The sequence below is a fragment of the Rhizobium sp. CF142 genome, from assembly GCF_000281145.1.
In the GTDB taxonomy this organism is placed as follows: Bacteria; Pseudomonadota; Alphaproteobacteria; order Rhizobiales; family Rhizobiaceae; genus Rhizobium.
On record NZ_AJWE01000097.1, the window covers coordinates 55277 to 78838 of the forward strand.

Genomic DNA, 23562 nt, shown 5'->3' on the forward strand with positions numbered 1-23562 from the left:
CGCCGGCTCCATTGCTCGAAAAGCTCTTTTTCAGGATTATAGGCAGCGCAGCAAAACTTGCCATGCCGCAATCATGAAAACTCTGTCAAAGATATGGTGAACCCAGCCACAGCACCTTTTCGAGGAGCCGCACCAGGAAGGGCCGCGACCACAGGCCCTCGAGCGTAACCGGCGTGGCGGACTTGATGGCATCATCGATGCGCTCATCGATTTCGGCGGCAAAGCCGGCATTCAGCACTTCGAGATCGACTTCGAAATTCAGCCGCAGCGAGCGCGGATCGAGATTGGAGGAACCGACATAGGCCCAGGTCCCGTCGATAGAAAGAAGCTTGGAATGGCTGAAGCTGCCGGTCGAACGCCAGATGCGGCAGTAGTTCTTGACGATCTGGTCGAACTGCGCCGTCATCGCCCGGTCGACCAGAACGAGATTGTTGGCGGCAGGCACAACGATATCAACCTCCACGCCACGCCGGGCCGCCGTCGTCAGCGCGCTGATCAGCTCCCGATCCGGTAGAAAGTAAGGCGACATGATCCGGATCGACTGGCGCGCGACAGAAAAGGCACCTATCAGCATCTTGTGGTTCGTTTCCACGCTCCGGTCCGGTCCGGAAGCGACGACGCGCAAGAAGACCGGATCGCCGCGCTTGCGCTCCAGTCGGTCGCTGCGCCAGGGCTCACTGTTCAGGACTTCGCCTGTCGTGAAACGCCAGTCCTCGGCCGCGACGTCGAAGAGATCGGCAACCGCCGGGCCGCTGACGCTGAAATGCGTGTCATGGGCAAAACTCCCGCCGACCGCTTCCTCACTGAAGCCTTCGCGGATATTCATGCCACCCGTCAGTGCGATCTTTCCATCCGCGATCAGGATCTTGCGGTGTGTGCGCAGATTTGCATAGGGCAGCCTCAGGCCCATGATGACGTTGCCATTGAAGACATCGACGGTCACGCCGCCGTCCTTCAGGTATCCGAGAATGCTCGGCACCGAATAGCGCGCACCAACCGCATCGATCAGCACGCGCACTTCCACGCCGCGCTTGACGGCTGCAATCAGCGCATCGGCGATACGCAGCCCGATCCTGTCACGGTCGAAGATATAGGTTTCCAGCAGGATACTGCGCTCGGCGCCATCGATTGCGGTCTTCATCGCCGCATAGGCTTCGTCGCCGTTTTCCAGCATGTCGATCGTATTGCCCGTCGTCAGCGGATAGCGCGTGACGCGATCGCCGAGCGTCTGCAGGGCAGCAAAACGCCGGCCGAACTGGCTGATGACGGCATCGGTCTCCGCGTCAAACTTTTCGAGTTCGTCCAGATCGGCGGCAGGCAGCAACGCGTCGCGGCGAAGGCTCAGCGACTTGCGGCGGATGCGGTTGATGCCGGCGATCATGTAAAGCAGAGCGCCGATGATCGGTGAGAGGAGGATGACGCCCACCCAGCCGGTCGCGGCCCGGACCTCTTCCTTGGTCATGGTGGCGTGGATCGCCGCCGCTGCCCCCATGGCAATGGAGATGACGAAGAGGATATGCGGCCAGTAGGTCGACAGCAGTTGGAACATCGCCACAGGATATAGCCGCGAATCGTCTGCGTTCAATCAGTGCGTGGCTCGCTCTCAACGCGAAATTTTCAGATGCTTAATTTGCCGGCTCAATATCGATGATAAAGACGACCGAATGCGGCGGCAGCGCACCATTCTCGGCGGGCTTTGCTTCCTTGCCGTAGCGCTCGTAGATCACCGTCCCGGCGACCGACGGCAAGAATAGCGCCTGCCCCGACAAATTGGCGCGTAGCGCCAGCGTCAAATTCGCAAACTTCCACCAAACCGCGACCGCCCCTTCGGGCGCCTCCAGCGCGCCGCTTTCGATGGCCCAGCTCTGCCGCAGCAGCGGCACGATATAGGTCTTGCGCAGCTTCAGGAGCTCGGCGACGAAAGCCAGGCTTTTCCGGCCCTCTTCGTTCTCCAACCATTGCCAGCCGAGTTTCGAACTCTCGAAAGTCGAAAGGGCATTGGGATCGGGCAGATCGGCCGCGGTCCTGCCAGCCTTCAATCCGCCGAAACCCTCGGCTTCCGCCATACGACCCTCGCGGACTATTTTGGCGAGCTCGCCCGTGTAATCGGTGAAGAAATAGAAGGGTTGCCTCTCCCCATACTCCTCCCCCATGAAGAGAAAGGGAATGTGCGGTGAGAGCAGGAGTATCGCTGTCAACGCATCCAGCATATCGGGATCGGAAAGGCTCACCAGCCGCTCGCCGAAGGCGCGGTTGCCGATCTGGTCGTGGTTCTGCAGGAAATCGACAAAGGCGGTCGGCGGCAGGTAGCGACGCTCGCCGACAGGTAGTCCCGGCGGCTCCGTTCGATCCGGATAGATGAAGCCATGCTGAAGCGCCAGGCGAAGCTTATGCCAGAGCTGACCGGCGAAAGGCTTGTAGTGGCCGATGGTTTCGCCGGTCGCGATGATGTGCGCCACATGATGGAAATCATCGTTCCATTCGGCCTTATAGGCCTTGGGAGCGCCGTTCTCGTCACGGACCAGCAGCTCCACGAGATTGCGCTGGTCTTCGACGACGAGATGAACCTGCCTGTCGGCGAAGGTGGCTTTCACTTCTTCGGCCATGGCCGAAAGCACATGCTTTTCAGAGGCATCATGGATTTGCTCCACGGCATCGAGCCTGAGCCCATCCAGCCGGAACTCACCGATCCAGTAGAGCGCATTCTCGATGAAGAAGCGCCGCACCGGTTCCCGCCCGAAATCAATCGCCGCCCCCCAGGGCGTTTCCCGGTCTTTGCGGAAGAAGCCGGGCGCATAGCAGTGGAGATAATTACCCTCGGGTCCGAAATGATTGTAGACGACGTCGAGCAGCACCATGATGCCGAGGCCATGCGCCGTATCGATAAGGGCCTTGAAATCGGCCGGCGTGCCGTAAGCGGAATGCGGCGCATAATGCAGCACGCCGTCGTAACCCCAGCCGCGCTTGCCGGCAAATTGCGCAACCGGCATCACTTCGATAGCCGTGATACCGGTTTCCGCGAGATGCTTCAGCTTCTCCACCGCAGCCCGGAACGTACCCTCGGGCGTAAAGGCACCGATATGGATTTCGCTGATGACGGCCTCTTCCCAGGGACGGCCGCACCAGCGCGAATTCTGCCATTGGTAGCTGGGATCGACGATCAGAGACGGCCCATGCACGTCACCTGTCTGCGCCCGCGACGCCGGGTCCGGCACGGCTTTTCCATCAGGGAGGACGAACATGTACTCATCGCCGGCGGATGCTTCCGCCGCAGTGGCTTCGAACCAGCCGCCACCGACGTCCTGCATCGGGATATCCTGGCCGCAGTGCCGCAGCGAGATCGCATTCTCACCTTGCGTCCAGAGGCGAAAACGCGCGCCGCCGCCCGCGAGCAGCGCGGCACCCCAGCGTCCCGTGCCTTCCACGATCGTGCCTGTCTGTGAAATCTGGTTCATCCCTCACCCCGTGTGATTTCCAATCAGCATCAAATTCCTGAGGCTGCGGGTTGTTCCGAACGGGCAGGCACTTTATTCCCTCCTTGGCTCGAAGGTGAAACTGACACCTGAGCGCGGTCACATCCTCATGCCAGAGAACCGTCCGCCGGTTCTCGTGACCATCCACCCTTCCTTCCTCCTGCGGATTCGCGAGGAGGAGGATGTCGCGCGCCGGCGTGCGAATTTCATCGAGGAACTGCACCGTGCTGTCCAATATCAAGGCAACTAGAACGAGTTATTGCCTATAAATACTGCAACGCAAAAATATTCCCGATTTACTTGGCAAATCCACTTGAAACCGGCTCCATAGTCTGGAACCTTTTCAACGGTATCGCGTTCGAACGACGGCATGTTGTGACTGGAGATCAGCGATGGCAGAAACTCGGGAAGAGTGGATAAAGAAACGTGCATATGCCCTCTGGGAAGAAGAGGGGCACCCGACGGGACGGGATTCCGTCCATTGGGAACAAGCAAGGGCGGAGCATGACGCGCTCAAGGGGGCTTCAAAATCTCCAAACGGCAAGGAAGTAAAACCTCGGGCGAAACGGGTGGCGTCAGCCAAGACGGCGGCAGCAGCTGAGGTCACGAATGGCGGCGAAGTCAAGAAACCTGCCAAACAGGCGGCGACAAACACAAAGACCAACGGCATCGTCAAACCGGCCCCGAAGCGGGCAGCCGTACGCAAGTCGGCTTCCTGAAGAGAAATATTCAAATTGCAATGAAAAAGGGCGCCTTCACGGCGCCCCTTAGCTTTTTTTGTCATAAGTTGAATTAGTTGCGCGCTAAGAAGTTCATGAAGCGCCAGCTTCTATGCGGGGGTGACCACAAGCCGAATGAAACGTCCGTCTGGACAGCTTTGCAAAAAAGCTGCGTCCACCCCTCGAAACGGGGAGCAAGAGTATCCTCCGGCTGTTTATGGGCAAACAGGGGAAGTCGCCATGAACTGCCGTTTTGCCCATGCCCTTGTCATCCCAGTTCCCGCGGCCTCCGGCCGGGGTTTTCCTGCACCGGTGTGAGGGATGGAGATGTCGCTTCTTATGATCGCCGCTTTGCTCTATGTCGGTTTCGCGCTGGGGCTCATACTTCTGGTTGATAATATAGTCGGCGTATTTTTTCGCGATCCGCGCAAACCGATCCAGCTTCGTTCCTTTGCTTTGAGCCGCGCTTTCATCGCCTCGCAGAAGCTGGATCAGGAATAACAAATATAAACAGCCTTTTGCGAGTAATCGGACACTTTGCCCGGTTAACGATATTTGCAGCTCGCCCTTTCCCTCCTGCCCCACGCCTCTATTTTGTCGACGTGGACCGGCAGACCCGGCGCGCGTGATGCCACAGTAAGATTGAAAGCGATTTTTGATGGCACGGGTTGGGGGCCGCTGGCCGGAAGGCGATAGCGAAATCGGGAATTTGCTGCGCCGGAATGGTTTGGATGCTGCCGGCATCGGGTCAGTCGAAGCATGGCCGAGTTCACTCCGGCATATCGCGGAAATGGTTGTCAATTCACGCCAGCCGAAATTCGTCGCCTGGGGCCCCGAACTCGCCTTCATCTACAACGACGCCTATGTCGCGATCTTTCCCGAACGGCATCCTGCCGCCCTCGGAAAACCGTTTCAGCAGGTCTGGTCCGATATCTGGCCGCAGTTCGAGCCGATCGTGGAGGCCACGCTTAAAGGTCGGTCACAGCTCTACAAGGAACTGCACGTCCCCATGCGGCGCGAGGGACAGACGGAAGACACTTGGTTCACCTTTTCCTACACGCCGCTGCGGGACGACGACGGCAAGGTCGCCGGTATTCTCTGCGCGACGATGGAAGTGACGGACCAAGTGCTTGCCAAGCGCCGGGAGCGCATCGCGTTGGATGAGGCTCGGGAAAAATCCGCAACACTCGCCGTCGTTAACAGGGCCGGCTCGGCGATTACCGCCGAACTCAATGTCGATCGCCTGACACAGATTGCTGTCGATGCTGGCGTAGCGTTGACGGGCGCCGAATTCGGCGCCTTCTTCTACAATGTCGACGACGGCGAAGGCGGCAGTTACATGCTTTACGCGCTGTCGGGTGTCGACCGGAAACATTTCGACAGGTTTCCGATGCCGCACAACACCAAGGTTTTTGCACCGACTTTCAGCGGCGAAGGCGTCGTGCGCTCCGACGATATCCTGCTTGATCCGCGCTACGGGCAGAATGCGCCGCATTTCGGCATGCCGAATGGCCACCTTCCTGTGCGCAGCTATCTCGCCGTGCCGGTCAAGTCACGCGACGGCAGCGTCATTGGCGGGCTGTTCTTCGGTCACAGCCAGCCCGCCCGCTTTTCGGATGCGGCAGAGGCAAGCCTCGTCAGCCTGGCTGGCCAGTCTGCCGTCGCAATCGACAACGCCCGGCTTATCCGCGCTGCTGAGCTTGAGATCGTCCAGCGCCGCGAGGCCGAGGACCAGCTCCGCAAACTGAACGAAACGCTTGAGGTCCGTGTCGCCGCCGAAATCCTCGAACGCCAGCAGGCGGAAGCAGCCCTGCAGCAGGCGCAGAAGATGGAATCGATCGGCAAGCTCACCGGCGGCGTCGCGCACGATTTCAACAACCTGCTGCAGGTCATTTCGGGCAATCTCCAGCTTCTCGGCAAGGATGTGACGAATAACGGCCGAGCCAAAGAGCGCATCTCCAACGCGCTATCCGCCGTCGAGCGCGGATCGCGGCTCGCCAGCCAGCTTCTCGCCTTCGGCCGCAGACAGCCTCTGGAGCCGAAGGTGATCAATATCGGCCGCCTCGTCTCTGCCATGGATGACTTGCTGCGCCGCGCGCTCGGTGAGGAAATCGAGGTTGAGACCATGGTCTCCGGCGGCCTCTGGAACAGCTTTGCCGACCCGATCCAAATCGAGAACGCACTGCTGAACCTTGCGATCAATTCCCGCGATGCAATGGATGGCGCAGGCAAACTGACGATCGAAGTGGGAAATGCCTTTCTCGACGACTCCTACAGCCGCACACATCCGGAGGTCGCAGCCGGCCAATATGTGGTGCTCGCGGTGACCGACACTGGCACAGGCATGCCACCTGAGATCATCGAGCAGGCTTTCGAACCGTTTTTCTCCACCAAACCGGAAGGCAAGGGCACCGGTCTCGGCCTTTCCATGGTCTACGGTTTCGCCAAGCAGTCCGGTGGCCATGTGAAGATCTACAGCGAGATCGGCGAAGGCACGACGGTGAAGCTTTATCTTCCTCGCTCCTTCCAAAGCGAAGACAGGATCGCCGCTGGCGACAATGTTCCCGCAATCGGCGGCACCGAGACGATTCTGGTCGCCGAGGATGACGAAGGCGTGCGCACAACCGTCGTCGAGATGCTGACCGATCTCGGCTATTACGTGCTGAAGGCCAAAGATGCGCAGAGTGCGTTGACCGTGATCGAGAGCGGCGCGCATATCGACCTGCTTTTTACCGACGTCGTCATGCCTGGTCCGCTGAAGAGCCCGGAACTCGCGCGCATGGCCCGCGAGCGCCTGCCCAACGTCGCCGTGCTTTATACGTCAGGCTATACCGAAAACTCGATCGTCCATGGCGGCCGGCTCGATCCCGGCCTGGAGCTCCTCTCCAAGCCCTATACACGGGAGGCCTTGGCGCAGAAAGTCCGCCACGTCCTCGCCAACCATGCGCAACGCCGCCAGACCAACCCGGTGCCGCTGCCGGCCAGCGGGGAACCGCGCGACATCGTCCAGGCCAGGTTGAAGCTTCTGCTGGTCGAGGACGATGCCTTCATCCGCATGGATACTGCCGAAATCCTGCGGGATCTCGGCTATGACGTGATCGAAGCCGACAGCGGAGAACAGGGCATCGAACTCCTGCGCAGCCCAGATACGAATACAGATATTATCGTTGCCGATGTCGGCTTGCCGGGCATGTCCGGCCCGGCCTTCGCAGCGCTGGCGCGCGAAGCTCTCCCTTCGGTCGGCCTCGTCTTTGCAACCGGCAACAGCAATCTGCCGGATGCGAACCGCTTTTCCGGTTCCGTGCTGCTGCCAAAGCCGTTTACCACCGCAGCACTCGACCGCGCTGTGAAGACCGCTGCCCGCCAGCGCCCAATTGCCTAGACCGGGACGGCCTCGGAACCTTTTAGATGACCAGCGGTTGAGCCTCTTTCGAACCAAAGGAGGCAGCCATGCCGAGAGGTGACAAATCCGCTTATACCGACAAGCAAAAGAGAAAAGCCGAGCATATAGAGGAAGGCTATGAGGACCGCGGCGTATCCCAAGGGGAGGCAGAACGCCGTGCATGGGCAACCGTCAACAAGGAAAGCGGCGGCGGCAACAAATCCGGCTCCGGGCGCGGCAAGAAGGATACGAACGAATCCTCCGAGAAGGGCGGACGGATCGGCGGCCACGCCTCCGCATCTCGCTCGAAGGAAGAGCGTTCCGCTTCCGCCAAGAAGGCGGCCGCCACCCGCAAGCGCAACGAACACCACGCCCATCACTGAGGGCACATCAGACACCAGCAACGCGGCAGGTGACCTCGCGCCGCATGCCGCTGCTAAGGGACACTCGCAATGGCGAAGAGCAAGAAGAAATGGTCACAGGGTGCCACCGAAAACAGTGACGCCATGGACCGCAAGGAAGGTGTCTTCACATCCAACGATCCGAAGAAGATCGCCGCTTCCCTGATACACTCGGCCGAAGACAGCGACCGGCGCAAATCGAGCCCCTTCCGGTCGGCCATGTCGGTGTTGAATTTCTACATCAACCGCGCCGGAGACCAGTTGACGAAGAAGCAGAAGGGCACACTTGAAAAGACGAAGGACGAACTTCGCAAGGGTTTCGGCCGCCAAACAGAGCGTTAAAGACATTACGAGGGCAAATGACCTACGAGCTTTATTATTGGGACGGCATCCAGGGCCGTGGAGAATTTGTGCGACTGGCACTCGAGGAAGCCAGTGCCGACTATATCGACATTACCCGCCAATCTGGCCGCGGGCGCGGCACCGGCGCGATGCTAAGCATCATGCAGAGCGATAGCGAAGCGCGCATTCCCTTCGCCCCACCCTTCCTCAAGGAGGGCGACCTCATCATTCCGCATGTCGCCAACATTCTTCTGTACCTCGGCCCCAAACTCGGCCTGGCACCTGATGACGAAGGGATGCGCTATGTCGTGAACGGGTTGCAGCTCACGATCACCGATTTCGTCGCCGAGGTGCATGACACGCATCACCCGATCGCCACCTCGCTCTATTACGAAGACCAGAAGGACGAGGCGAAGGCCCGTTCGGCCGATTTCATCAAGGAGCGCATCCCGAAATTCCTCGGCTATTTCGAACGCGTACTGCGGCAGAATCCGGATGGCCCCAAATATGTAGCCGGCGATGCGCTGACCTATGTGGACCTGTCGCTCTTCCAGATCGTCGAGGGTCTCGTTTATGCCTTTCCAAAGGCGATGAGCAGATACCGCAGCAAATATCCTCTACTTGCCGCCCTCCATGATAGCGTCGAGCATCGCCCCAACATCGCCCGCTATCTGAAATCCGACCGCCGCCTGCCTTTCAGCACGGAAGGCATTTTCCGCCACTATCCGGAACTCGACATGGATGCGCCCTGATCAGGCATTGCTTTCAATTTTTCGGGAACGATGTCTTCGCCGTCGGTTTTGTCTTCGATCCAGAATTTGAAATGTCGAAAGGTCGAGGAAGGCCGCCACGAGAACGTGCCCCATACTCTCCTGTTTGAATGCGTAACCCGCGGCTCCCCCGCGGGTTTTTTATTCACTCGACAATGGTGTGGCGCGTCAGGAAATCCAGCATGCGGTTCTCATCCACTCGAAGCCCCCGCAGGGGTTCGCTGCTGCCCTCCTCCAGCGTCTCATTCTTGGCTGAAAGTGCAATGATTGCCGGGTGGATGTAGCTGGAGCGAGAGATCGCAGGCGTATTATGCAGGACGTCGGCCGCAGCTTCCGACATCTCCTTGACGGTCGGCCGTCTTCCTTCTGATATGGCGTTGCGCGCGGCGCCGAAAGCGGCAAGCGAACCTGCCCATGTGCGGAAAGTCTTCGCGGAAATGGCAATGCCCGAGATGTCAGCGAGATAGGCATTCAGCCGGCCGGAATCGATCGGTCTCAGCGCACCCGTCTCGTCTTTCCAGACGAAGAGCTGCCTGCCCGGCAAATCGGCGATCTCTTCTAATATCTTCTGCAGGCGTGGATGTTTGAGACTGCGCTGCACGCGCTTGCCGCCCTTGGCGCGGAATTTCAATTCGATGCGACCGTCAACGATCTTCAGATGACGCTTCAGCAGTGTTGTTGCACCGTAGGTATCGTTCTCCTTTACATAGGCCTGGTTGCCGACGCGCAGATGCGCTTCGTCGAGCAATATTGTCAGCGCGGCAAGCACACCGTTGATGTCCTCCGCGCCGGTATCGAGATGGCGCAACACCGTTCGCCGGATTTTCGGCAGTGCATTGCCAAACTCGATGAGTTGATGGAATTTGCCGGTGCTGCGGAAGGCCTGCCAATCCTTGTGATAGCGGTATTGTTTGCGGCCACGCACATCGAAGCCGGTGGCCTGCAGATGACCGTTCTCGTCGATGCAGATCCACACATTGTCATAGGCCGGCGGCAGGCCTAGCGCGTGGATGCGCGCTCGCTGCATCTCGTCGGCCAGCGTTTTCCCGTCTGGCAGCGTATAGCTGAAGCCCTTGCCCTTTCGTCGTCTGCGGATACCGGGTTCCGTATCGCTGACATAAATCAGACCAAGCTCGGTGATGACGTCGGCATTCATTGCTTGCTATTGATCCGTCACCTGCTCCGCCGACCGAAATGGAACCACCTGCGGCGTTCGGCCTTGCTTGCATCCTTTGGCGGCCGGGTCTGCCCCTTCGGTGCAAAGACTGCAATGCTTTGGGCATAAACCATGACGGGACCTTCCTGCTCATGGAGCTTGAAAGCATCCTCCTCGGCGCCGGTATCGAGCACACGCGCCCAGTGCTTCAGGCCGTTGACCTCGGGCAAATGCACCTCGCAATCGCCGCCGGCGTTGAAGGCCAGATAGAGATCATCCATCTCCTCGGCATCGGGGGAATGCGCACTCTTCGAGAGATAGACGCCGAGCACTTGCAGCCCATCATCATTCCAGGCGCCGTCATCCATGAAACTGGCGTCCGGCTTGTACCAGGCGATTTCGACACGGCCGTCCTCGGTACTGTCGCCTGTCAGAAAGCGCTCCTGCCTCAGCACCGGGTGCGCCCTGCGGAACGCGACGACCTTGCGGCAGAAATCAAGGAACGGATCATCGAGGCCGTCCCATTTCGTCCAGCCAATCTCATTGTCCTGACAATAGGCGTTGTTGTTGCCGCCCTGACTGTTGCCGACCTCATCGCCGGCAAGGATCATCGGCACGCCCTGAGAGAGCATCAAAGTCGCCATCATGTTGCGGCGCCGGCGTACTCGCAGCCTGTTGATGTCCTCGTTATCGGTCATGCCCTCGGCACCCATATTGTCCGAATGATTGTCTGAATGACCGTCCCTGTTGTCCTCGCCATTTGCCTCATTGTGCTTGTCGTCGAAGGAAACCGTGTCCATCAGCGTGAAGCCGTCATGCGCCGACAGCAGATTAATTGATGATGTCGCTCCGCGATCCGAGTGATTGAACTGCACCGCCGAGCCGGTGATGCGCTGCGAGATCTCCGACACCATTCCGCCGTCTCCCTTCCAGAAGCGGCGTACATCGTCACGGAACTTATCGTTCCACTCGCGGAAAGGATGCGGGAAGCCGCCAACCTGATAGCCGCCGGCTCCGACATCCCAGGGCTCGGCGATCAGCTTGACCCCGGCCAGGATCGGATCCTGGCGGATCGCGCCGAAGAACAGGCCCTGCCGGTCGAATTCCAGATCCTGGCGGCCGAGCGTGCTGGCAAGATCGAAGCGGAAACCATCGATATGCATCGCGCCAACCCAGTAGCGCAGACTGTCCAGCACCATGCGCATGACCATCGGATGAGCGACGTTCAGCGTATTGCCGGTGCCCGTCGTATCGAAAGTATGGCGCGGATCGTCGGGCGAGAGGATGTAGTAACTCGCATTGTCGAGGCCGCGGAAAGACATCGTTGGCCCCTTCTCGCTGCCCTCGGCCGTATGGTTATAGACGACGTCCATGATGACTTCGATACCGGCGGCATGGAACTTCCTGACCATGGTCTTGATCTCAGTGATCTTGTCACCCGAGAGATAGCGCGCCTGCGGTGCGAAGAAACCGAGTGTCTGGTAACCCCAGTAATTCGTCAGCTTCTTCTCTTCGAGATAGCGGTCGTTCGGGAAGAACTGGATTGGCAGCAGTTCGATCGCGGAAATGCCGAGCTTCCAGAGATGATCGATGATCGGATCGCTGCACATGCCGAGGAAGGTGCCACGCAATCTTTCAGGCACTTTCGGATGCAGCATCGTCAGTCCCCGAACGTGCGCCTCATAGATGATCGTCTCCGGCCATGGCCGCCGGATCGCTTGTTCACCAGCCCAGTCGAAATCCGGATCCTGAACGACACCCTTGACCATGTAAGGCGCGCTATCGCGTTCGTCGAAGGAAAGATCGTCCTTGCCGATCGTATAACCATAAAGCGCGTCGTCCCATTTGAGATCGCCGAGCACTTGCTTGGCATAGGGATCGAGCAACAGCTTGTTGGCATTGAAGCGATGGCCGTTCTTCGGATCGTAGGGACCGTGCGCGCGGTAGCCATAGACCGTGCCCGGACCGACACCGGCGATATAGCCCGACCAGATATCACCCTCGCGCTTCGGCAGCGGCAACCGGGCAACCTCTTTCTTACCGTCGGGAGAGAACAGGCAGAGCTCTACCTGTTCTGCGTGTGCGGAGAAAACCGCAAAATGCGTGCCTGAACCGATATATTCCGCCCCCAGCTCCGGTTTCAGGAAGTCGAGTTCGGAAAAGGAAAAGCTCATGACGCCTCCGCTTGATGAATGGCCAAGCGGGAAACGTCATAGCAGTGCGAAAGTTCCCTCAGTTTGCGCCGTTTTGGTCCAGATCAGGGCATCAGCTGGCCGCCATTGACCTCGATGATTTGACCGGTGATGTAACCTGACAAGGTCGGCGAGGCGAGAAAGAGATAAGCGCCGACGCAATCCTCCGACGTGCCGACGAAGCCCATCGGAATGGATTTGCGCTGCAGTTCCATCTGCTCATCATTCGTATACCGCTCGTGGAAGGGCGTTGCGATGACGCCCGGCGCGACTGCATTGACCCGGATCCTGTCGGCGACAAATTCCTTGGCGTGTCCGTGGGTTATCGTCGAAACGAAACCCTTCGAAGCCGCATAAAGAATTGCGCCATTGCCGCCGCCGTTGCGCGCCGCAATCGAGGTCGTGTTGATGATGAAACCGCCCTGCTTCTTCAACCAGGGATGGGCCGCGCGTGTTGCCGCCAGCACCGAACGGGCATTGAGGTTCATGACCTTCTCATAATGCTCATCGGTATATTCCGAAGTCGGCTTGCGGCCGAGCATGCCGCCGGCATTGTTGATCAGGCCGTCGAGATGGCCGAAGGTCTTGGCCGTCTCTTCGACGACCCGCTCCGTCTCGCCTTCCCGCGAGACGTCGCCATGCACCAGATGCACCGTACCCCCGGCTGCCCTGATTTCATCGGCAAGCTTTTCGGCCGGTTCACGGCTGGCATTGTAGTGCACGCCGACCTTGACGCCCTGGGCGGCCAGAGCGCGGGCGACGGCCGCGCCGATGCCTGTCGAGGCGCCAGTGATCAGCACGGCCTTGCCCGCGAGGTCTGGAATCTTGATGGATGCAAGCGATTGAGCAAGATCTGCCATGCGACGATAGCCTCCCGAAAAACCAAGGACATAGGTGATGAAACGATATGTGCCAGTCTTAGCAGGCGAGATCGCAGAAGGGCAATGCACGAAAGAGCGAGATGGGCGTGCCGGCGGCAACGGGTGCTGCCGTTGACAAATGACTGGCAGGCCATAGTCTCGGCCTTCGGTCCGCGGTGAGGGTTACCGCTCTTTGAGGGGAAGACATGCTCAAGCGCATGAAATGGCTGCTTTTTCTGGGCCCTGCCCTCGGTCTTTCTGCCTACGGGCCTGCAGATGCCCAGACACTCGACACGATCAAGCAGAGCAAGATCATCCGTCTCGGCTATATCGCCGACGAGAAGCCCTTCTCCTTCAAGAAGGTGGATGGCAGCCCTGCCGGCTATGCGATCGATCTCTGCCGCCGCATCGCCGATGAGGTCGGCCTCGAGGTTTCCGGCCTGAAGAAGAATTATATCGAGACGACGCTGTCTGATGGGTTCGGCGCGGTGAAGGACGGCAAGATCGATCTGCTCTGCGGTGCGACCACGATCAATCTTGCCCGGCGAGAAAGCGTCGACTTCTCCCAGCCTATCTTCCTGACGGGTGCCAGCGCGCTGTTGCGCAAGGATTCCCCCGATTACCTGCAAATCCTCTTTCTCGACAAGCGCCCCGTCAGCGCCGTCGACCTGAAGTCGCCGGCCCAGAGCTCGATCGGTGCGCGCGCCGGCACGACGACCGGTGCAACGTTGCGCGATGCCATCGGTCCCGACGTGCCGCAGACCCACATCATCGATTTTCCGACGCATGAGGACGGATTGAAGGCGCTCGAGGATCACAAGATCGATGCCTACTTCGCCGACCGGTCCCTCCTCATCGGCCTTGCCGATCGGGCGGGAAACCCTTCCGAACTGGAGCTCGGCAGCCGCCTTTTCACCCACGAGCCTTATGGCATCGCGATGCGGCGCGACGATTCCGCCTTCAGGCTTCTCGTCGACCGCACGTTGACGGGCTTCTACACCTCGAACGACTTCCCAAAGCTGCTCAAGGCCTATTTCGGAGCGGAGGCACCGGCCCTGCGCAGCCAAATCATGATGCAGTCGATCCCCGAATAGGCCGCTCTCAGACCCGTTCGAGCGCCACAGCAATGCCCTGGCCGACGCCGATGCACATGGTCGATAGCGAATAACGACCGCCGGTTTCGGCAAGTTCCAGCGCTGCGGTGCCGGTGATGCGGGCACCCGACATGCCGAGCGGATGGCCGAGCGCAATCGCACCGCCATTGCGGTTTACGCGCTGATCGTCATCGGCAATGCCGAGCTCGCGCAGAACGGCAAGTCCCTGGCTGGCAAAGGCTTCGTTAAGCTCGATCACATCGAACTGTTCCTGCTTCATGCCGAGGCGTGCCATCAGCTTGCGGGAAGCCGGGACAGGTCCAATGCCCATGACGCGCGGCGGGACGGCCCCGGCCGCACCTCCGAGAATACGGGCGATCGGCGTCAGGCTATATTTCCTGGCCGCCGCTTCCGAAGCGATGATGAGGGCAGCCGCTCCGTCATTGACGCCCGAAGCATTACCGGCTGTCACCGTACCGCCCTGACGGAAGGGCGTCGGCAGCTTGGCGAGCGCTTCCATGCTGGTTACGCGCGGATGTTCGTCCTTCTCGACGATGATCGGATCGCCCTTGCGCTGCGGGATGGTCACCGAGGTGATTTCCTTGGCCAGCCTGCCGCTTGCCTGGGAGGCCGCAGCGTTCGCCTGCGAGCGTACGGCAAAGGCGTCCTGGTCCTCGCGGCTAACCTTGTAATCCTCGGCAACGTTCTCGCCGGTTTCCGGCATGGAATCGACGCCATACTGCTTCTTCATCAGAGGATTGATGAAGCGCCAGCCGATCGTCGTGTCGTGGATTTCCGCAGCGCGCGAAAAAGCGGTATCGGCCTTCGGTATCACGAAGGGGGCTCGCGACATGCTTTCCACGCCGCCCGCAATCATCAGCTCGGCTTCGCCTGATCGGATGGCGCGCGCCGCGGTAATGACGGCATCCATGCCCGAGCCGCAGAGCCGGTTGATCGTCGTTCCCGGCACCGAGACCGGGAGGCCAGCGAGAAGCAGCGACATGCGGGCGACATTGCGGTTGTCCTCGCCCGCCTGATTGGCGCAGCCGAAGACGACGTCATCGACCACTTCCCAGTCGACGGAAGCGTTCTTCGCCATCAGCGCCTTCAGCGGAATGGTGCCGAGATCGTCGGCGCGAACGGAGGAGAGCGAGCCGCCGTAGCGGCCAATGGGCGTGCGGATATAATCGCAGATAAAGGCCTCGGTCATGGACTTGTCCTCAGAGTTCGGGAACGACGAGATCGGCAACCGGCCCCTCGATATGGAGCGGTGCGCCGGTCATGGCCTGCAGTTCCTCGGCCGACATCGCGGCAAGCTTCTCGCGCAGCACGAAACGTCCGTCCTTGATGTCGATGACGGCATGGCTCGTGTAGACGCGGGTAATACAGCCCACACCCGTCAGCGGGAAAGCGCATTTGTCGACCAGTTTCGGCTCGCCGTTCTTGGTGACATGCTCGGTGATGACGCAGACTTGCTTGGCACCATGGACCAGATCCATGGCGCCACCGACGGCCGGCACACCCTTGGCGCCGACGCGCCAATTGGCGAGATCGCCGTTTTGAGCGACCTGGTAGGCGCCGAGAATTGCGACATCGAGATGGCCGCCGCGTACCATGGCAAAGCTGTCGGCGTGATGGAAGAAGGCTGCACCCGGCTTCAGCGTCACTGCCTTCTTGCCGGCATTGATAAGGTCCCAATCCTCTTCGCCAGATGGTGGTGCCTCACCGAAGTTGAGAATGCCGTTTTCGGTGTGGAAGATCGCCTGCCGGCCTGGCGGCTGATAGCGCGCGACCATTTCCGGAAAGCCGATGCCGAGGTTCACATAGGCGCCATCGGCAATGTCCTGGGCGGCGCGCCAGGCGATCTGGGCGTTGGATAGCTTGATGTCTTCTCTGGTGTCGACGGTCATACGTAGGCCACCCCGGCTCGAATGAGCTCTTCTTCCTGCTGCGGATTGGCGATCTCGACGACGCGATCGACGAAGATGCCGGGTGTGACGACCTGTTCGGGATCGATGCCGCCAGCCGGCATGATCGTCGAGACCTGCGCAATCGTCTTGGCAGCCGCCATGCACATCAGCGGGTTAAAGTTGCGGCCGGCCTTGTTGTAGGTGAGGTTGCCGTAGGTATCGCCAACATGCGCCTTGACGATCGCAAAATCGGCCTTCAGCCAGCGTTCCTGCACATAGTGGCGGCCATCGAACTCGGCGATGACCTTGCCTTCTGCAAGATCGGTCCCATAGCCGGTCGGCGTATAGAAAGCAGGAATGCCGGCTCCGCCGGCACGGATCCGCTCGGCGAGCGTTCCCTGCGGCACGAGCTCCAGCTCGATCTCGCCGGCCAGATATTTATCCGTGAAAGCGCGCGGGTCGGATGAGCGCGGGAAGGAGCAGATCATCTTCCTGACCATGCCGGCATCGATCATTGCCGCGATGCCGATGCGGCCATTGCCGGCATTGTTGTTGATGACCGTGAGATTTTTCGGCCCTCTGTCGATCAAGGCGTGAATGAGCTCGATCGGCGCACCCGAGCCACCGAAGCCACCGATCATCACGGTAGCGCCGTCGCCGATTTCAGAGACGGCGTCCGCCGCGCGCCCGATTGTCTTGTCCATGCTGGATCTCTCCTTGCCGGATGAGGCTCCTTCGTGCCCCCAATGAGAAAGGCATAAAGCGAGAGCCATCTGGACGGCAAGAATTTTGTGCGTTATTTTATTTTTGTTCGTATATCGCACAAAAATAAACTGGGCTGCGCGGCGAACGCGGCCGAGCAGCGCAATGGCCTTATGTCGTGATGCCTGAGAGCGAGGTAGTGAAAAAGGCTTTCTAAAGATGCGCGATGCTCACTCGGCACTGCCGATTGTCGCCGTCAGCTCAGTTCGCATCTGTGCTTCGACCTTTTGACGCAATGTCATGAGCTGCGTGCAAAGATCATCAAGGTCATCATTCTTCTCATCGGGAAAGGCTGACGCTTGCGACATTGCTCGTCTTCTTGTGCCATGCGGTCACTTTGGCTCGAAAACACGAATGCCCGATGACACTCCAGCGAACATTGAGATACGTCAACGCGCATTCCTTTGAGGTGAGGGCCAAGCGAAGAGTTTGCGGAGCCGGGCAGCCGGCTCCCAGCGTTCAGGCTCCCTCAGCCACTTCCGAATAAATCGGCTCCTGCTTGCAATATTCGGCTCGGCACGTCCGAGGTGAGGAACCGCGTTTATATGTCCGCACGCGCGCACCAAACGTATGCCCCTCGCGCGGCATAAAAAAAGGAATCGCAACACAGGGTGGTATTCGCGTATGATCCCGTTTAGCGTACGCTAAAAGGAAAACCGATGGCTGCGGGGCGCGGATGTCGACGGTAATTGCCATTCTCGGCGGCGTCGGGTTGTTCCTGCTCGGCATGACCGTCATGACCGACGGATTGAAGGCTCTGGCCGGCTCGGCGCTGCGCTCGGTCCTCGGCAAAGCGGCGGCCACGCCTTTCACAGGCGCTTTCTGGGGTGCGCTAATCACGCTGCTCGTGCAGTCTTCGAGCGCTGTGACTATGACGACGATCGGCCTTGTCAATGCCGGGCTTCTGACCTTCCCGCAGGGGCTTGGCCTCGTGTTCGGAGCCAATGTCGGCACGACGGGCACAGGCTGGCTGGTGGCGTTGCTCGGCGTGCGCGTCTCGCTGTCCGCCTACGCCCTGCCCCTGATCTTTGCCGGCGCGCTAGCCAAGCTGCTTGGCGGCGGGCGAAGCGCGGCAGCGGGCAGCGCGCTCGCAGGCTTCGCGTTGGTGCTCTACGGGCTCACGACCCTTCAGCAGGGCATGGGAGGCCTCGCTGAAAGCCTGCATCCATCCGATTTGCCCGCAGTGCTCGGTGTGCCGGGAGTTGGCTGGATCTCAGGCTCGGTCGGCCTCCTGACCCTGATCGCCGTCGGCCTGGCGATGACCGCGGTCATGCAGTCATCGACGGCTGCCATCGCCGTCACGATTGCGGCTTTCTATGCCGGGGCGATCAGCCTCGAGCAGGGTGCGGCCCTGATCATCGGCCAGAACATCGGAACAGCGACGAGTTCCGCGTTGGCGGCCATCGGCGCCAGTTCGACGGCCAAGCGCCTCGCCCTTGCCTATGTGCTGTTCAAGGTCGTAGCCGCACTCATCGCAATCCTCGCTTTTCCGTTTACCACAGCGGCGATGAGAGCGTTTGCCGCGTCAGTCGACGGGACGACGCTCCTGGCCGCCTACCACACGGCCTATAATGTCGTCGGAGTCGCGGTGCTCCTTCCGGCGACGCGATGGTTCACCCGCATCGTGGAGCGCATTCTGCCCTCCAGAGAGACACCGCTCGAACGTGCGCTCGATCCAAGCGCGCTCGTCAATCCGGTGATCGCGGTCGAAACAACCCGGCGCGTCGTGGCGGAGATCCTCAAGACGTCGGCGGCTTCAGTCGCCGCTGCCCTCTCGGACGAGGGTGGTCGTACGATGCAGGATAGCGCGGCAGCGGCCGCAGCACTCGCGCGGGCACAGGATTTTCTCTCCGAGCTGAAAGAACCGCCCGAGACGGAAGAGGAGCGGCAGCGCATGACGAGCACGTTGCACGCGCTTGAACATGCCTCGAGGCTCGTGGAAATCCTTGAGGAAGGCGGCATTCCCGAACGGATGGCCGGTGTATCCGATGACTTTCGCGTCGCTGAGCTTTGCATGCAGGCGATGCGGGCGACGCAGATGGTTGGTGAATCGATTACCGCAGAATCTGCGCTTACGGCGCGGGCGGAGCCGATTGGCTGGACCGTTTCGGCTGAGGTCGACGCCTCGTTCGCACACATCGAGCGCGCGGCGAAGGACCTCGGCGCCTTGCAGCGCGATCACCGCGCCGAGACCCTCGCCGCCGTCGCACCCGGAAAATTGACTGCCACCGAAGCCTTTGCCCGCGTCGACGCTGTCCGGCGGCTCGACCGGATCGCGCATCATGCCTGGCGCTCGGCGACGCATCTCCTGGGCCGACATGAACACACGGGAGAGGCGATCGACCCGCGAGCGTGACAATCGAGACCGGTGGTCCGACCAGACACACCGCAATGGGAGGGGAAGACGATGGTTCAGTTGACGATAGTGACAGGCGCGAGCGCAATAGCCTGGCACGCGATGCCGGTTGCGGATATCGAACAGCGGCTCAATGTCGATCCCGAGTAGAGCCTCGCTGCCGCGGAAGCGGAAGGGCGGCTTGGCACCTATGGACAGAACCGGCTACCGCGGGCAAGAAGAAGGACCCGCTGGTGGGGTTCTTCGCCCATTTCAACAACGTTCTCATCTATGTCCTGCTCGTGGCCGGCTTCATCAAATTGATGCTCAGCCTGTGGCTCAACGCCTCGATCGCAAAGCTCGTTATTCGATCCATCCCCTCATTGAGACCCCCGCACCATATCAGCAGGGAGAGACACCGATAAGCATCAAGTAAGCTGCTCCACAAGCGCCGAGCTCAATTTAGATCGAGCCCGTCGCGCCGTCAGACTTAACGTCCTCTGGCTTCCCGCGATGTGGGCAGTGTCGTGCTTTCCCAATGCCACTCGACATTTCCGGGTACAAATCCGAGCTTGAGGTTCCTGCGACCAATAATTCGACGGCTTCCGGTGTTCGGCGCGAGATGGTCGATATCTGTCAGGAACGCGTCAAAACTGTCACGCCAGCGTGGATCGATGTGGTGGTCGGACGCAAGCATGCGTCGATACTGTTCCCGCAGGAACTTGTGCTTATGAGTTTTTGGCATGGTGCTCGGGTGGGAATGCTGAGGTGTGGGAGCAATAGTGAGCGGGCCGTATAATTTGAGTTTACGTTCATTGTAAAGTGCCTCTTGTCGGCAAAGCAGATTAACCGTCACTTTCATCCGGCTCGTCGCGACTGGCGGAACCCGGACGCGAAGCGACATAGGCAGCGCAGGCGAGGATCAGCGCACCGACAATGATCGCGAGCGGAACAGACGGCTTGGAAGTAGCGAGGAATATCGCGTATCCCGCCGACATCCCGATCAAGGCTAAGCTCTTGGACTTGCCGGAAATCGCGCCATTCTCGCGCCAGTCACGCAGTGAGCCGCCAAATCGACTGTTCATCAGAGAAGCCTCCAGGCGCGGAGATGACCGGCTGAAGAACCATGCGGCCAGGATCAGGAAAATCGTCGTCGGCATGAGCGGCAGAATGGCGCCGATAATTCCAAGGCCAACCATCAACAGACCAAGGCAAAGGTAGACAGCCCGTCGGAACGAACTGCGCGATGGACCTGGCGTAGAACTCAATTCACACACTCCTGTCGCGTCGTCAGGCCCCGAGATAATCGAGGCCCCACTCGCCATCCATTCACGGAAGCATCAATTTTGACATCGACGGTCGCCCAGCCGACGCGTAAGTTCGCCGAACCACACGACCACCTTGCGCAACACATTCCAAACATCTGAGCGGAACCTCTACCATGACGACCCACGATTTCGTCGCGACTGCCTTTTACAACGTTATTGGCACCTTGCCTCCTGCCTTGAAAATCATGAGTGGCGATACGGTCGTAACCCGCACGCTCGATGCATGGGGCTACGACGAGGATGAGGTCCAGCGGGCACACGGTCCAAATCCTATGAATGGGCCGATCTTCATCGAAGGTGCCGAACCCGGAGATGCCCTCAAGGTCGAAATTCTGGACATGAAGCCAACGCGGGACATGGGCTTCACTCGCAGTGTGCTGGCGGCAAATGTCATCGATCCCGAGGCGGCTCGCGATCTTCCGAGGTCCGAAAAGACGCTGTGGGACATCGACCGGCAAGCGATGACGGTGAAGCTGAAGGAGCAGGTTGCCGGCATCGAAACCCTGATGCTGCCGCTATCGCCGATGATCGGATGTTTCGGCGTGGCGCCGAGCCACGGCCAGGCGATCTCAACGGCGACCAGCGGCGCATACGGCGGAAACATGGACTATCGCCTGCTCGGTCCAGGCGCGACGATCTGGTTTCCGGTCTTTGCGCCCGGCGCATTGTTCTTTCTCGGCGATTGCCATGCGGTCCAGGGTGACGGCGAAATCGTCGGTACCGGCGTCGAAACGACATTCGAGGTCACGGTCCGCCTGACCGTCGAAAAGGCAAGGCCGATGTCCTGGCCGAGGGCCGAAATTGCCGATGATATCATCACCATCGGCAATGCAAGGCCGCTGGATCAGGCTCTGCAGCATGCCACGACCGAAATGCTGAACGTACTCGTAGCGGACTACGGCCTGACGAAGGTGGCGGCCAGCCATTTGCTCGGCCAGGTGGTCCGCTACGATATCGGCAACGTCTTCGACCCTGCCTATACGATCGCCTGCCGGGTTGCGAAGAAATGGCTTCCGGCGCGCTGAGCAATTGCCGGCCGCACAAGGGCCGCGATCGACCTCACCCATCATCGATCCGGCAACCGAACTTCTGAGCCGCTACCAAGGAGCCAGACAAGTCCATGCGCGAAAGCGATTTCGTCAGCGGCTTCGCCCGCGGCCTCAAGGTGATCGAAGCTTTCGGCGAAATGCATCGTCGGCTATCCATCACCGATGCGGCGAAGCTTACCGGCCTCGACCGCGCCACGGTGCGCCGCTCGCTGCTGACGCTCGCCGAACTCGGCTACGCCGATTATGACGGCAAGTTTTTCACGCTGACACCGAAGATCCTGCGGCTCGGGCATGCCTATCTGGAGGCGACACCGCTGCCGGTGCTCATTCAGCCGCATCTCGATGCGCTCTCCGAGAAGGCGGGCCAGAGTGCGTCCGCTTCGGTGCTCGACGGCAGCGAGATCGTCTATATCGCCCGCGCCTCGCAGCGCCGCGTCATGTCGATCAATCTCACGCCCGGCAGCCGTCTTCCCGCCTATTGCGCCTCGATGGGCCGCGTACTGCTTGCCGCCCTCCCTGAAGCCGAGGCGCGGGCGGTTCTTTCCCGAAGCGAGTTGAAGGCGAACACGCCGAACACGAAGACCGATCCTGGGGAACTGATGGCGGAGTTCCGCAAGGTTCGCGCACAGGGCTATGCTCTCATCGACCAGGAGCTTGAGATCGGCCTCTGCTCCATCGCCGTACCGGTCGAAAACGACCGCGGCCAGACGGTAGCGGCCATCAATATCGGCGCACCGGCCGCCCATGTGCCGGCGGCCGAGATGGTCGCGCGCTACCTGCCGCTACTCAAGCAAACGCAAACCACACTGCGCACCGTGCTGCGCTAAAGCATGTCGTTATCGCAAAAGTGCGCAGCAGTTTTGCGATAACGACATACGTCGAACAAAACCGAAGGCTTGGCAAGCGCATCTGAAAGATTGCGACACCCTTTAGCTAGAGGGTGTGGGCGCAACGTCCTGGAGACGCTGGCCTTCGGGTGGTTCTGTCTTGCCGGCCGATCGGCAGAATTGCTTACGACGCTTACGATGGCACACATGAACTTTGTAAGCGCATTTCCGTAGCGGTTTCAATGATTTGTTGCTTCGCTTACGGACTTACGAAGATAATGGTGAACTCAGTTGGCGGGACAGACCGGTATTCCAAAGGGGGCTATTGGCTATCCCCATGAGAGTTGGAGACATGCCGTAATTTTGTAAGTTTGTAAGTGCGATCGCTAAGATCGCCGATTTTGTTCGGTAAGCGCACTTACAAAATTTGCCCACGCATGGCAGCGCTTACAAAATTCGGGCATCAGGCTGCTAGAAGTGCCGAGCCATCCAGCCGGCAGTGATCAACGCGCCATTCCAGATGAGGCAGCCGATGAACGTGGCGATAGCAAAACGGATGGCATCGATCGAGACCACCGCAGAGGCAAGGCCTGAATAGACCCGTGCGGCCGGCACCAACTGCACCAGCGCCATGCGCGTCATGCTTTCCGCATACCAGCCCGAGGCTTTGCGCGCTGCCGTGAAGCGCCCCAACCATGCCGATAACGGCCGAAGGCCCGGATAGGACCCGGAGAGGCGCGCCAGACAATACCAGCAAAGTGACCCTGCCATCGAACCGAAGGCGGAAATGACGACGAGCGGGACCACGGCCGAAAATTCCGAGCCTGCCGTCAGCCCAAAGAACAGGTAGATGCCGACTGACGGGACGACCGGAACCAATTTCTCCAGCATCGCGACGACCATCACGCCGCAGAGGCCTGTGGCAAGGATACAGGTCACGAAGTTCGGCAAAGCCATGAGCC

General features: G+C 60.0%; 21 protein-coding genes and 1 pseudogene. 11 read left to right on the plus strand and 11 right to left on the minus strand.

Features of this window, described 5'->3' with window-relative positions:
* Window positions 1–85: 85 nt before the first annotated feature.
* Both PMI11_RS20955 and treZ read right to left on the minus strand, forming a co-directional pair.
* On the minus strand, window positions 86–1549 hold the full coding sequence (locus PMI11_RS20955) for a phospholipase D-like domain-containing protein (RefSeq protein WP_007821004.1): 1464 nt from the start codon (window positions 1547–1549) through the stop codon (window positions 86–88).
* A 76-nt stretch (window positions 1550–1625) separates the two neighbouring features.
* The gene (gene treZ, locus PMI11_RS20960; protein WP_007821005.1) at window positions 1626–3455 is read right to left on the minus strand and encodes a malto-oligosyltrehalose trehalohydrolase; all 1830 of its coding nucleotides are present in this window, start codon (window positions 3453–3455) and stop codon (window positions 1626–1628) included.
* A gap of 67 nt (window positions 3456–3522) precedes the next feature.
* On the opposite strand from treZ, the pseudogene PMI11_RS38150 reads away from it, so the two are divergent.
* The 7 genes and pseudogenes from PMI11_RS38150 to PMI11_RS20990 form a co-directional block, all read left to right on the plus strand.
* Window positions 3523–3723, plus strand: a pseudogene (locus tag PMI11_RS38150) (uracil-DNA glycosylase); the annotation flags it as partial.
* Window positions 3724–3865: 142 nt separating this feature from the next.
* On the plus strand, window positions 3866–4192 hold the full coding sequence (locus PMI11_RS20970) for a DUF2934 domain-containing protein (RefSeq protein ID WP_007821008.1): 327 nt from the start codon (window positions 3866–3868) through the stop codon (window positions 4190–4192).
* Between the two features lie 327 nt (window positions 4193–4519).
* Window positions 4520–4693, plus strand: coding sequence for a hypothetical protein (locus tag PMI11_RS37730; protein WP_007821010.1), 174 nt, complete (start codon window positions 4520–4522; stop codon window positions 4691–4693).
* 157 nt (window positions 4694–4850) lie between these two features.
* The gene (locus tag PMI11_RS20975) at window positions 4851–7574 is read left to right on the plus strand and encodes a hybrid sensor histidine kinase/response regulator (RefSeq protein WP_007821011.1); all 2724 of its coding nucleotides are present in this window, start codon (window positions 4851–4853) and stop codon (window positions 7572–7574) included.
* A gap of 68 nt (window positions 7575–7642) precedes the next feature.
* Window positions 7643–7957 (plus strand): hypothetical protein, encoded by a 315-nt coding sequence (locus PMI11_RS20980; protein WP_007821013.1) that lies wholly within the window; start codon window positions 7643–7645, stop codon window positions 7955–7957.
* 69 nt (window positions 7958–8026) lie between these two features.
* Window positions 8027–8317, plus strand: coding sequence for a DUF3175 domain-containing protein (locus tag PMI11_RS20985; protein ID WP_007821017.1), 291 nt, complete (start codon window positions 8027–8029; stop codon window positions 8315–8317).
* Between the two features lie 17 nt (window positions 8318–8334).
* A complete protein-coding gene (locus PMI11_RS20990; RefSeq protein ID WP_007821019.1) occupies window positions 8335–9069 on the plus strand; it encodes a glutathione S-transferase in 735 nt (244 codons plus the stop codon).
* A gap of 163 nt (window positions 9070–9232) precedes the next feature.
* Here PMI11_RS20990 and PMI11_RS20995 read toward each other — a convergent pair whose 3' ends face one another.
* The 3 genes from PMI11_RS20995 to PMI11_RS21005 all read right to left on the minus strand — a co-directional run bounded on the left by PMI11_RS20995 (window position 9233) and on the right by PMI11_RS21005 (window position 13295).
* On the minus strand, window positions 9233–10243 hold the full coding sequence (locus PMI11_RS20995) for a DNA topoisomerase IB (protein WP_007821020.1): 1011 nt from the start codon (window positions 10241–10243) through the stop codon (window positions 9233–9235).
* Window positions 10244–10260: 17 nt separating this feature from the next.
* Window positions 10261–12417, minus strand: a complete 2157-nt coding sequence (gene glgX, locus PMI11_RS21000; protein ID WP_007821021.1) for a glycogen debranching protein GlgX — start codon at window positions 12415–12417, stop codon at window positions 10261–10263.
* 83 nt (window positions 12418–12500) lie between these two features.
* Complete coding sequence (locus tag PMI11_RS21005; RefSeq protein WP_007821022.1) at window positions 12501–13295, minus strand: SDR family NAD(P)-dependent oxidoreductase; 795 nt, start codon at window positions 13293–13295, stop codon at window positions 12501–12503.
* A 206-nt stretch (window positions 13296–13501) separates the two neighbouring features.
* Between PMI11_RS21005 and PMI11_RS21010 the strand changes: the two genes are divergently transcribed.
* Window positions 13502–14389 (plus strand): amino acid ABC transporter substrate-binding protein, encoded by an 888-nt coding sequence (locus tag PMI11_RS21010; protein ID WP_007821023.1) that lies wholly within the window; start codon window positions 13502–13504, stop codon window positions 14387–14389.
* A gap of 7 nt (window positions 14390–14396) precedes the next feature.
* Here PMI11_RS21010 and pcaF read toward each other — a convergent pair whose 3' ends face one another.
* The 4 genes from pcaF to PMI11_RS37395 all read right to left on the minus strand — a co-directional run bounded on the left by pcaF (window position 14397) and on the right by PMI11_RS37395 (window position 17369).
* On the minus strand, window positions 14397–15599 hold the full coding sequence (gene pcaF, locus PMI11_RS21015; RefSeq protein WP_007821024.1) for a 3-oxoadipyl-CoA thiolase: 1203 nt from the start codon (window positions 15597–15599) through the stop codon (window positions 14397–14399).
* Between the two features lie 10 nt (window positions 15600–15609).
* Window positions 15610–16299, minus strand: coding sequence for a CoA transferase subunit B (locus tag PMI11_RS21020; RefSeq protein WP_007821025.1), 690 nt, complete (start codon window positions 16297–16299; stop codon window positions 15610–15612).
* Window positions 16296–17003, minus strand: a complete 708-nt coding sequence (locus PMI11_RS21025) for a 3-oxoacid CoA-transferase subunit A (protein ID WP_007821026.1) — start codon at window positions 17001–17003, stop codon at window positions 16296–16298. Before PMI11_RS21025 ends, PMI11_RS21020 begins: the two co-directional genes overlap by 4 nt.
* 228 nt (window positions 17004–17231) lie before the next feature.
* Window positions 17232–17369: a hypothetical protein gene (locus tag PMI11_RS37395; protein ID WP_157179666.1), complete on the minus strand. Its 138-nt coding sequence runs from the start codon at window positions 17367–17369 to the stop codon at window positions 17232–17234.
* Window positions 17370–17737: 368 nt separating this feature from the next.
* On the opposite strand from PMI11_RS37395, the gene PMI11_RS21030 reads away from it, so the two are divergent.
* Window positions 17738–19417: a Na/Pi cotransporter family protein gene (locus PMI11_RS21030; RefSeq protein WP_007821027.1), complete on the plus strand. Its 1680-nt coding sequence runs from the start codon at window positions 17738–17740 to the stop codon at window positions 19415–19417.
* Between the two features lie 824 nt (window positions 19418–20241).
* Here the strand turns inward: PMI11_RS21030 and PMI11_RS21040 are convergent.
* The gene (locus PMI11_RS21040; RefSeq protein WP_085990559.1) at window positions 20242–20721 is read right to left on the minus strand and encodes a YbaN family protein; all 480 of its coding nucleotides are present in this window, start codon (window positions 20719–20721) and stop codon (window positions 20242–20244) included.
* Between the two features lie 116 nt (window positions 20722–20837).
* Here PMI11_RS21040 and PMI11_RS21045 point away from each other — a divergent pair, with 116 nt between their 5' ends.
* A complete protein-coding gene (locus PMI11_RS21045; RefSeq protein ID WP_007821033.1) occupies window positions 20838–21749 on the plus strand; it encodes an acetamidase/formamidase family protein in 912 nt (303 codons plus the stop codon).
* 95 nt (window positions 21750–21844) lie between these two features.
* A complete protein-coding gene (locus PMI11_RS21050) occupies window positions 21845–22600 on the plus strand; it encodes an IclR family transcriptional regulator (RefSeq protein ID WP_007821035.1) in 756 nt (251 codons plus the stop codon).
* Window positions 22601–23071: 471 nt separating this feature from the next.
* Here PMI11_RS21050 and PMI11_RS21055 read toward each other — a convergent pair whose 3' ends face one another.
* On the minus strand, window positions 23072–23557 hold the full coding sequence (locus PMI11_RS21055) for a DedA family protein (RefSeq protein WP_007821036.1): 486 nt from the start codon (window positions 23555–23557) through the stop codon (window positions 23072–23074).
* Window positions 23558–23562 lie beyond the last annotated feature (5 nt).

Bases quoted from the DNA above. Each gene is read 5' to 3' on its own strand.
- PMI11_RS20955 (WP_007821004.1), bottom strand. From the start codon at position 1,549: ATGTTCCAACTGCTGTCGACCTACTGGCCGCATATCCTCTTCGTCATC.
- treZ (WP_007821005.1), bottom strand. From the start codon at position 3,455: ATGAACCAGATTTCACAGACAGGCACGATCGTGGAAGGCACGGGACGC.
- PMI11_RS20970 (WP_007821008.1), top strand. From the start codon at position 3,866: ATGGCAGAAACTCGGGAAGAGTGGATAAAGAAACGTGCATATGCCCTC.
- PMI11_RS37730 (WP_007821010.1), top strand. From the start codon at position 4,520: ATGTCGCTTCTTATGATCGCCGCTTTGCTCTATGTCGGTTTCGCGCTG.
- PMI11_RS20975 (WP_007821011.1), top strand. From the start codon at position 4,851: ATGGCACGGGTTGGGGGCCGCTGGCCGGAAGGCGATAGCGAAATCGGG.
- PMI11_RS20980 (WP_007821013.1), top strand. From the start codon at position 7,643: ATGCCGAGAGGTGACAAATCCGCTTATACCGACAAGCAAAAGAGAAAA.
- PMI11_RS20985 (WP_007821017.1), top strand. From the start codon at position 8,027: ATGGCGAAGAGCAAGAAGAAATGGTCACAGGGTGCCACCGAAAACAGT.
- PMI11_RS20990 (WP_007821019.1), top strand. From the start codon at position 8,335: ATGACCTACGAGCTTTATTATTGGGACGGCATCCAGGGCCGTGGAGAA.
- PMI11_RS20995 (WP_007821020.1), bottom strand. From the start codon at position 10,243: ATGAATGCCGACGTCATCACCGAGCTTGGTCTGATTTATGTCAGCGAT.
- glgX (WP_007821021.1), bottom strand. From the start codon at position 12,417: ATGAGCTTTTCCTTTTCCGAACTCGACTTCCTGAAACCGGAGCTGGGG.
- PMI11_RS21005 (WP_007821022.1), bottom strand. From the start codon at position 13,295: ATGGCAGATCTTGCTCAATCGCTTGCATCCATCAAGATTCCAGACCTC.
- PMI11_RS21010 (WP_007821023.1), top strand. From the start codon at position 13,502: ATGCTCAAGCGCATGAAATGGCTGCTTTTTCTGGGCCCTGCCCTCGGT.
- pcaF (WP_007821024.1), bottom strand. From the start codon at position 15,599: ATGACCGAGGCCTTTATCTGCGATTATATCCGCACGCCCATTGGCCGC.
- PMI11_RS21020 (WP_007821025.1), bottom strand. From the start codon at position 16,299: ATGACCGTCGACACCAGAGAAGACATCAAGCTATCCAACGCCCAGATC.
- PMI11_RS21025 (WP_007821026.1), bottom strand. From the start codon at position 17,003: ATGGACAAGACAATCGGGCGCGCGGCGGACGCCGTCTCTGAAATCGGC.
- PMI11_RS37395 (WP_157179666.1), bottom strand. From the start codon at position 17,369: ATGTCGCAAGCGTCAGCCTTTCCCGATGAGAAGAATGATGACCTTGAT.
- PMI11_RS21030 (WP_007821027.1), top strand. From the start codon at position 17,738: ATGTCGACGGTAATTGCCATTCTCGGCGGCGTCGGGTTGTTCCTGCTC.
- PMI11_RS21040 (WP_085990559.1), bottom strand. From the start codon at position 20,721: ATGGCGAGTGGGGCCTCGATTATCTCGGGGCCTGACGACGCGACAGGA.
- PMI11_RS21045 (WP_007821033.1), top strand. From the start codon at position 20,838: ATGACGACCCACGATTTCGTCGCGACTGCCTTTTACAACGTTATTGGC.
- PMI11_RS21050 (WP_007821035.1), top strand. From the start codon at position 21,845: ATGCGCGAAAGCGATTTCGTCAGCGGCTTCGCCCGCGGCCTCAAGGTG.
- PMI11_RS21055 (WP_007821036.1), bottom strand. From the start codon at position 23,557: ATGGCTTTGCCGAACTTCGTGACCTGTATCCTTGCCACAGGCCTCTGC.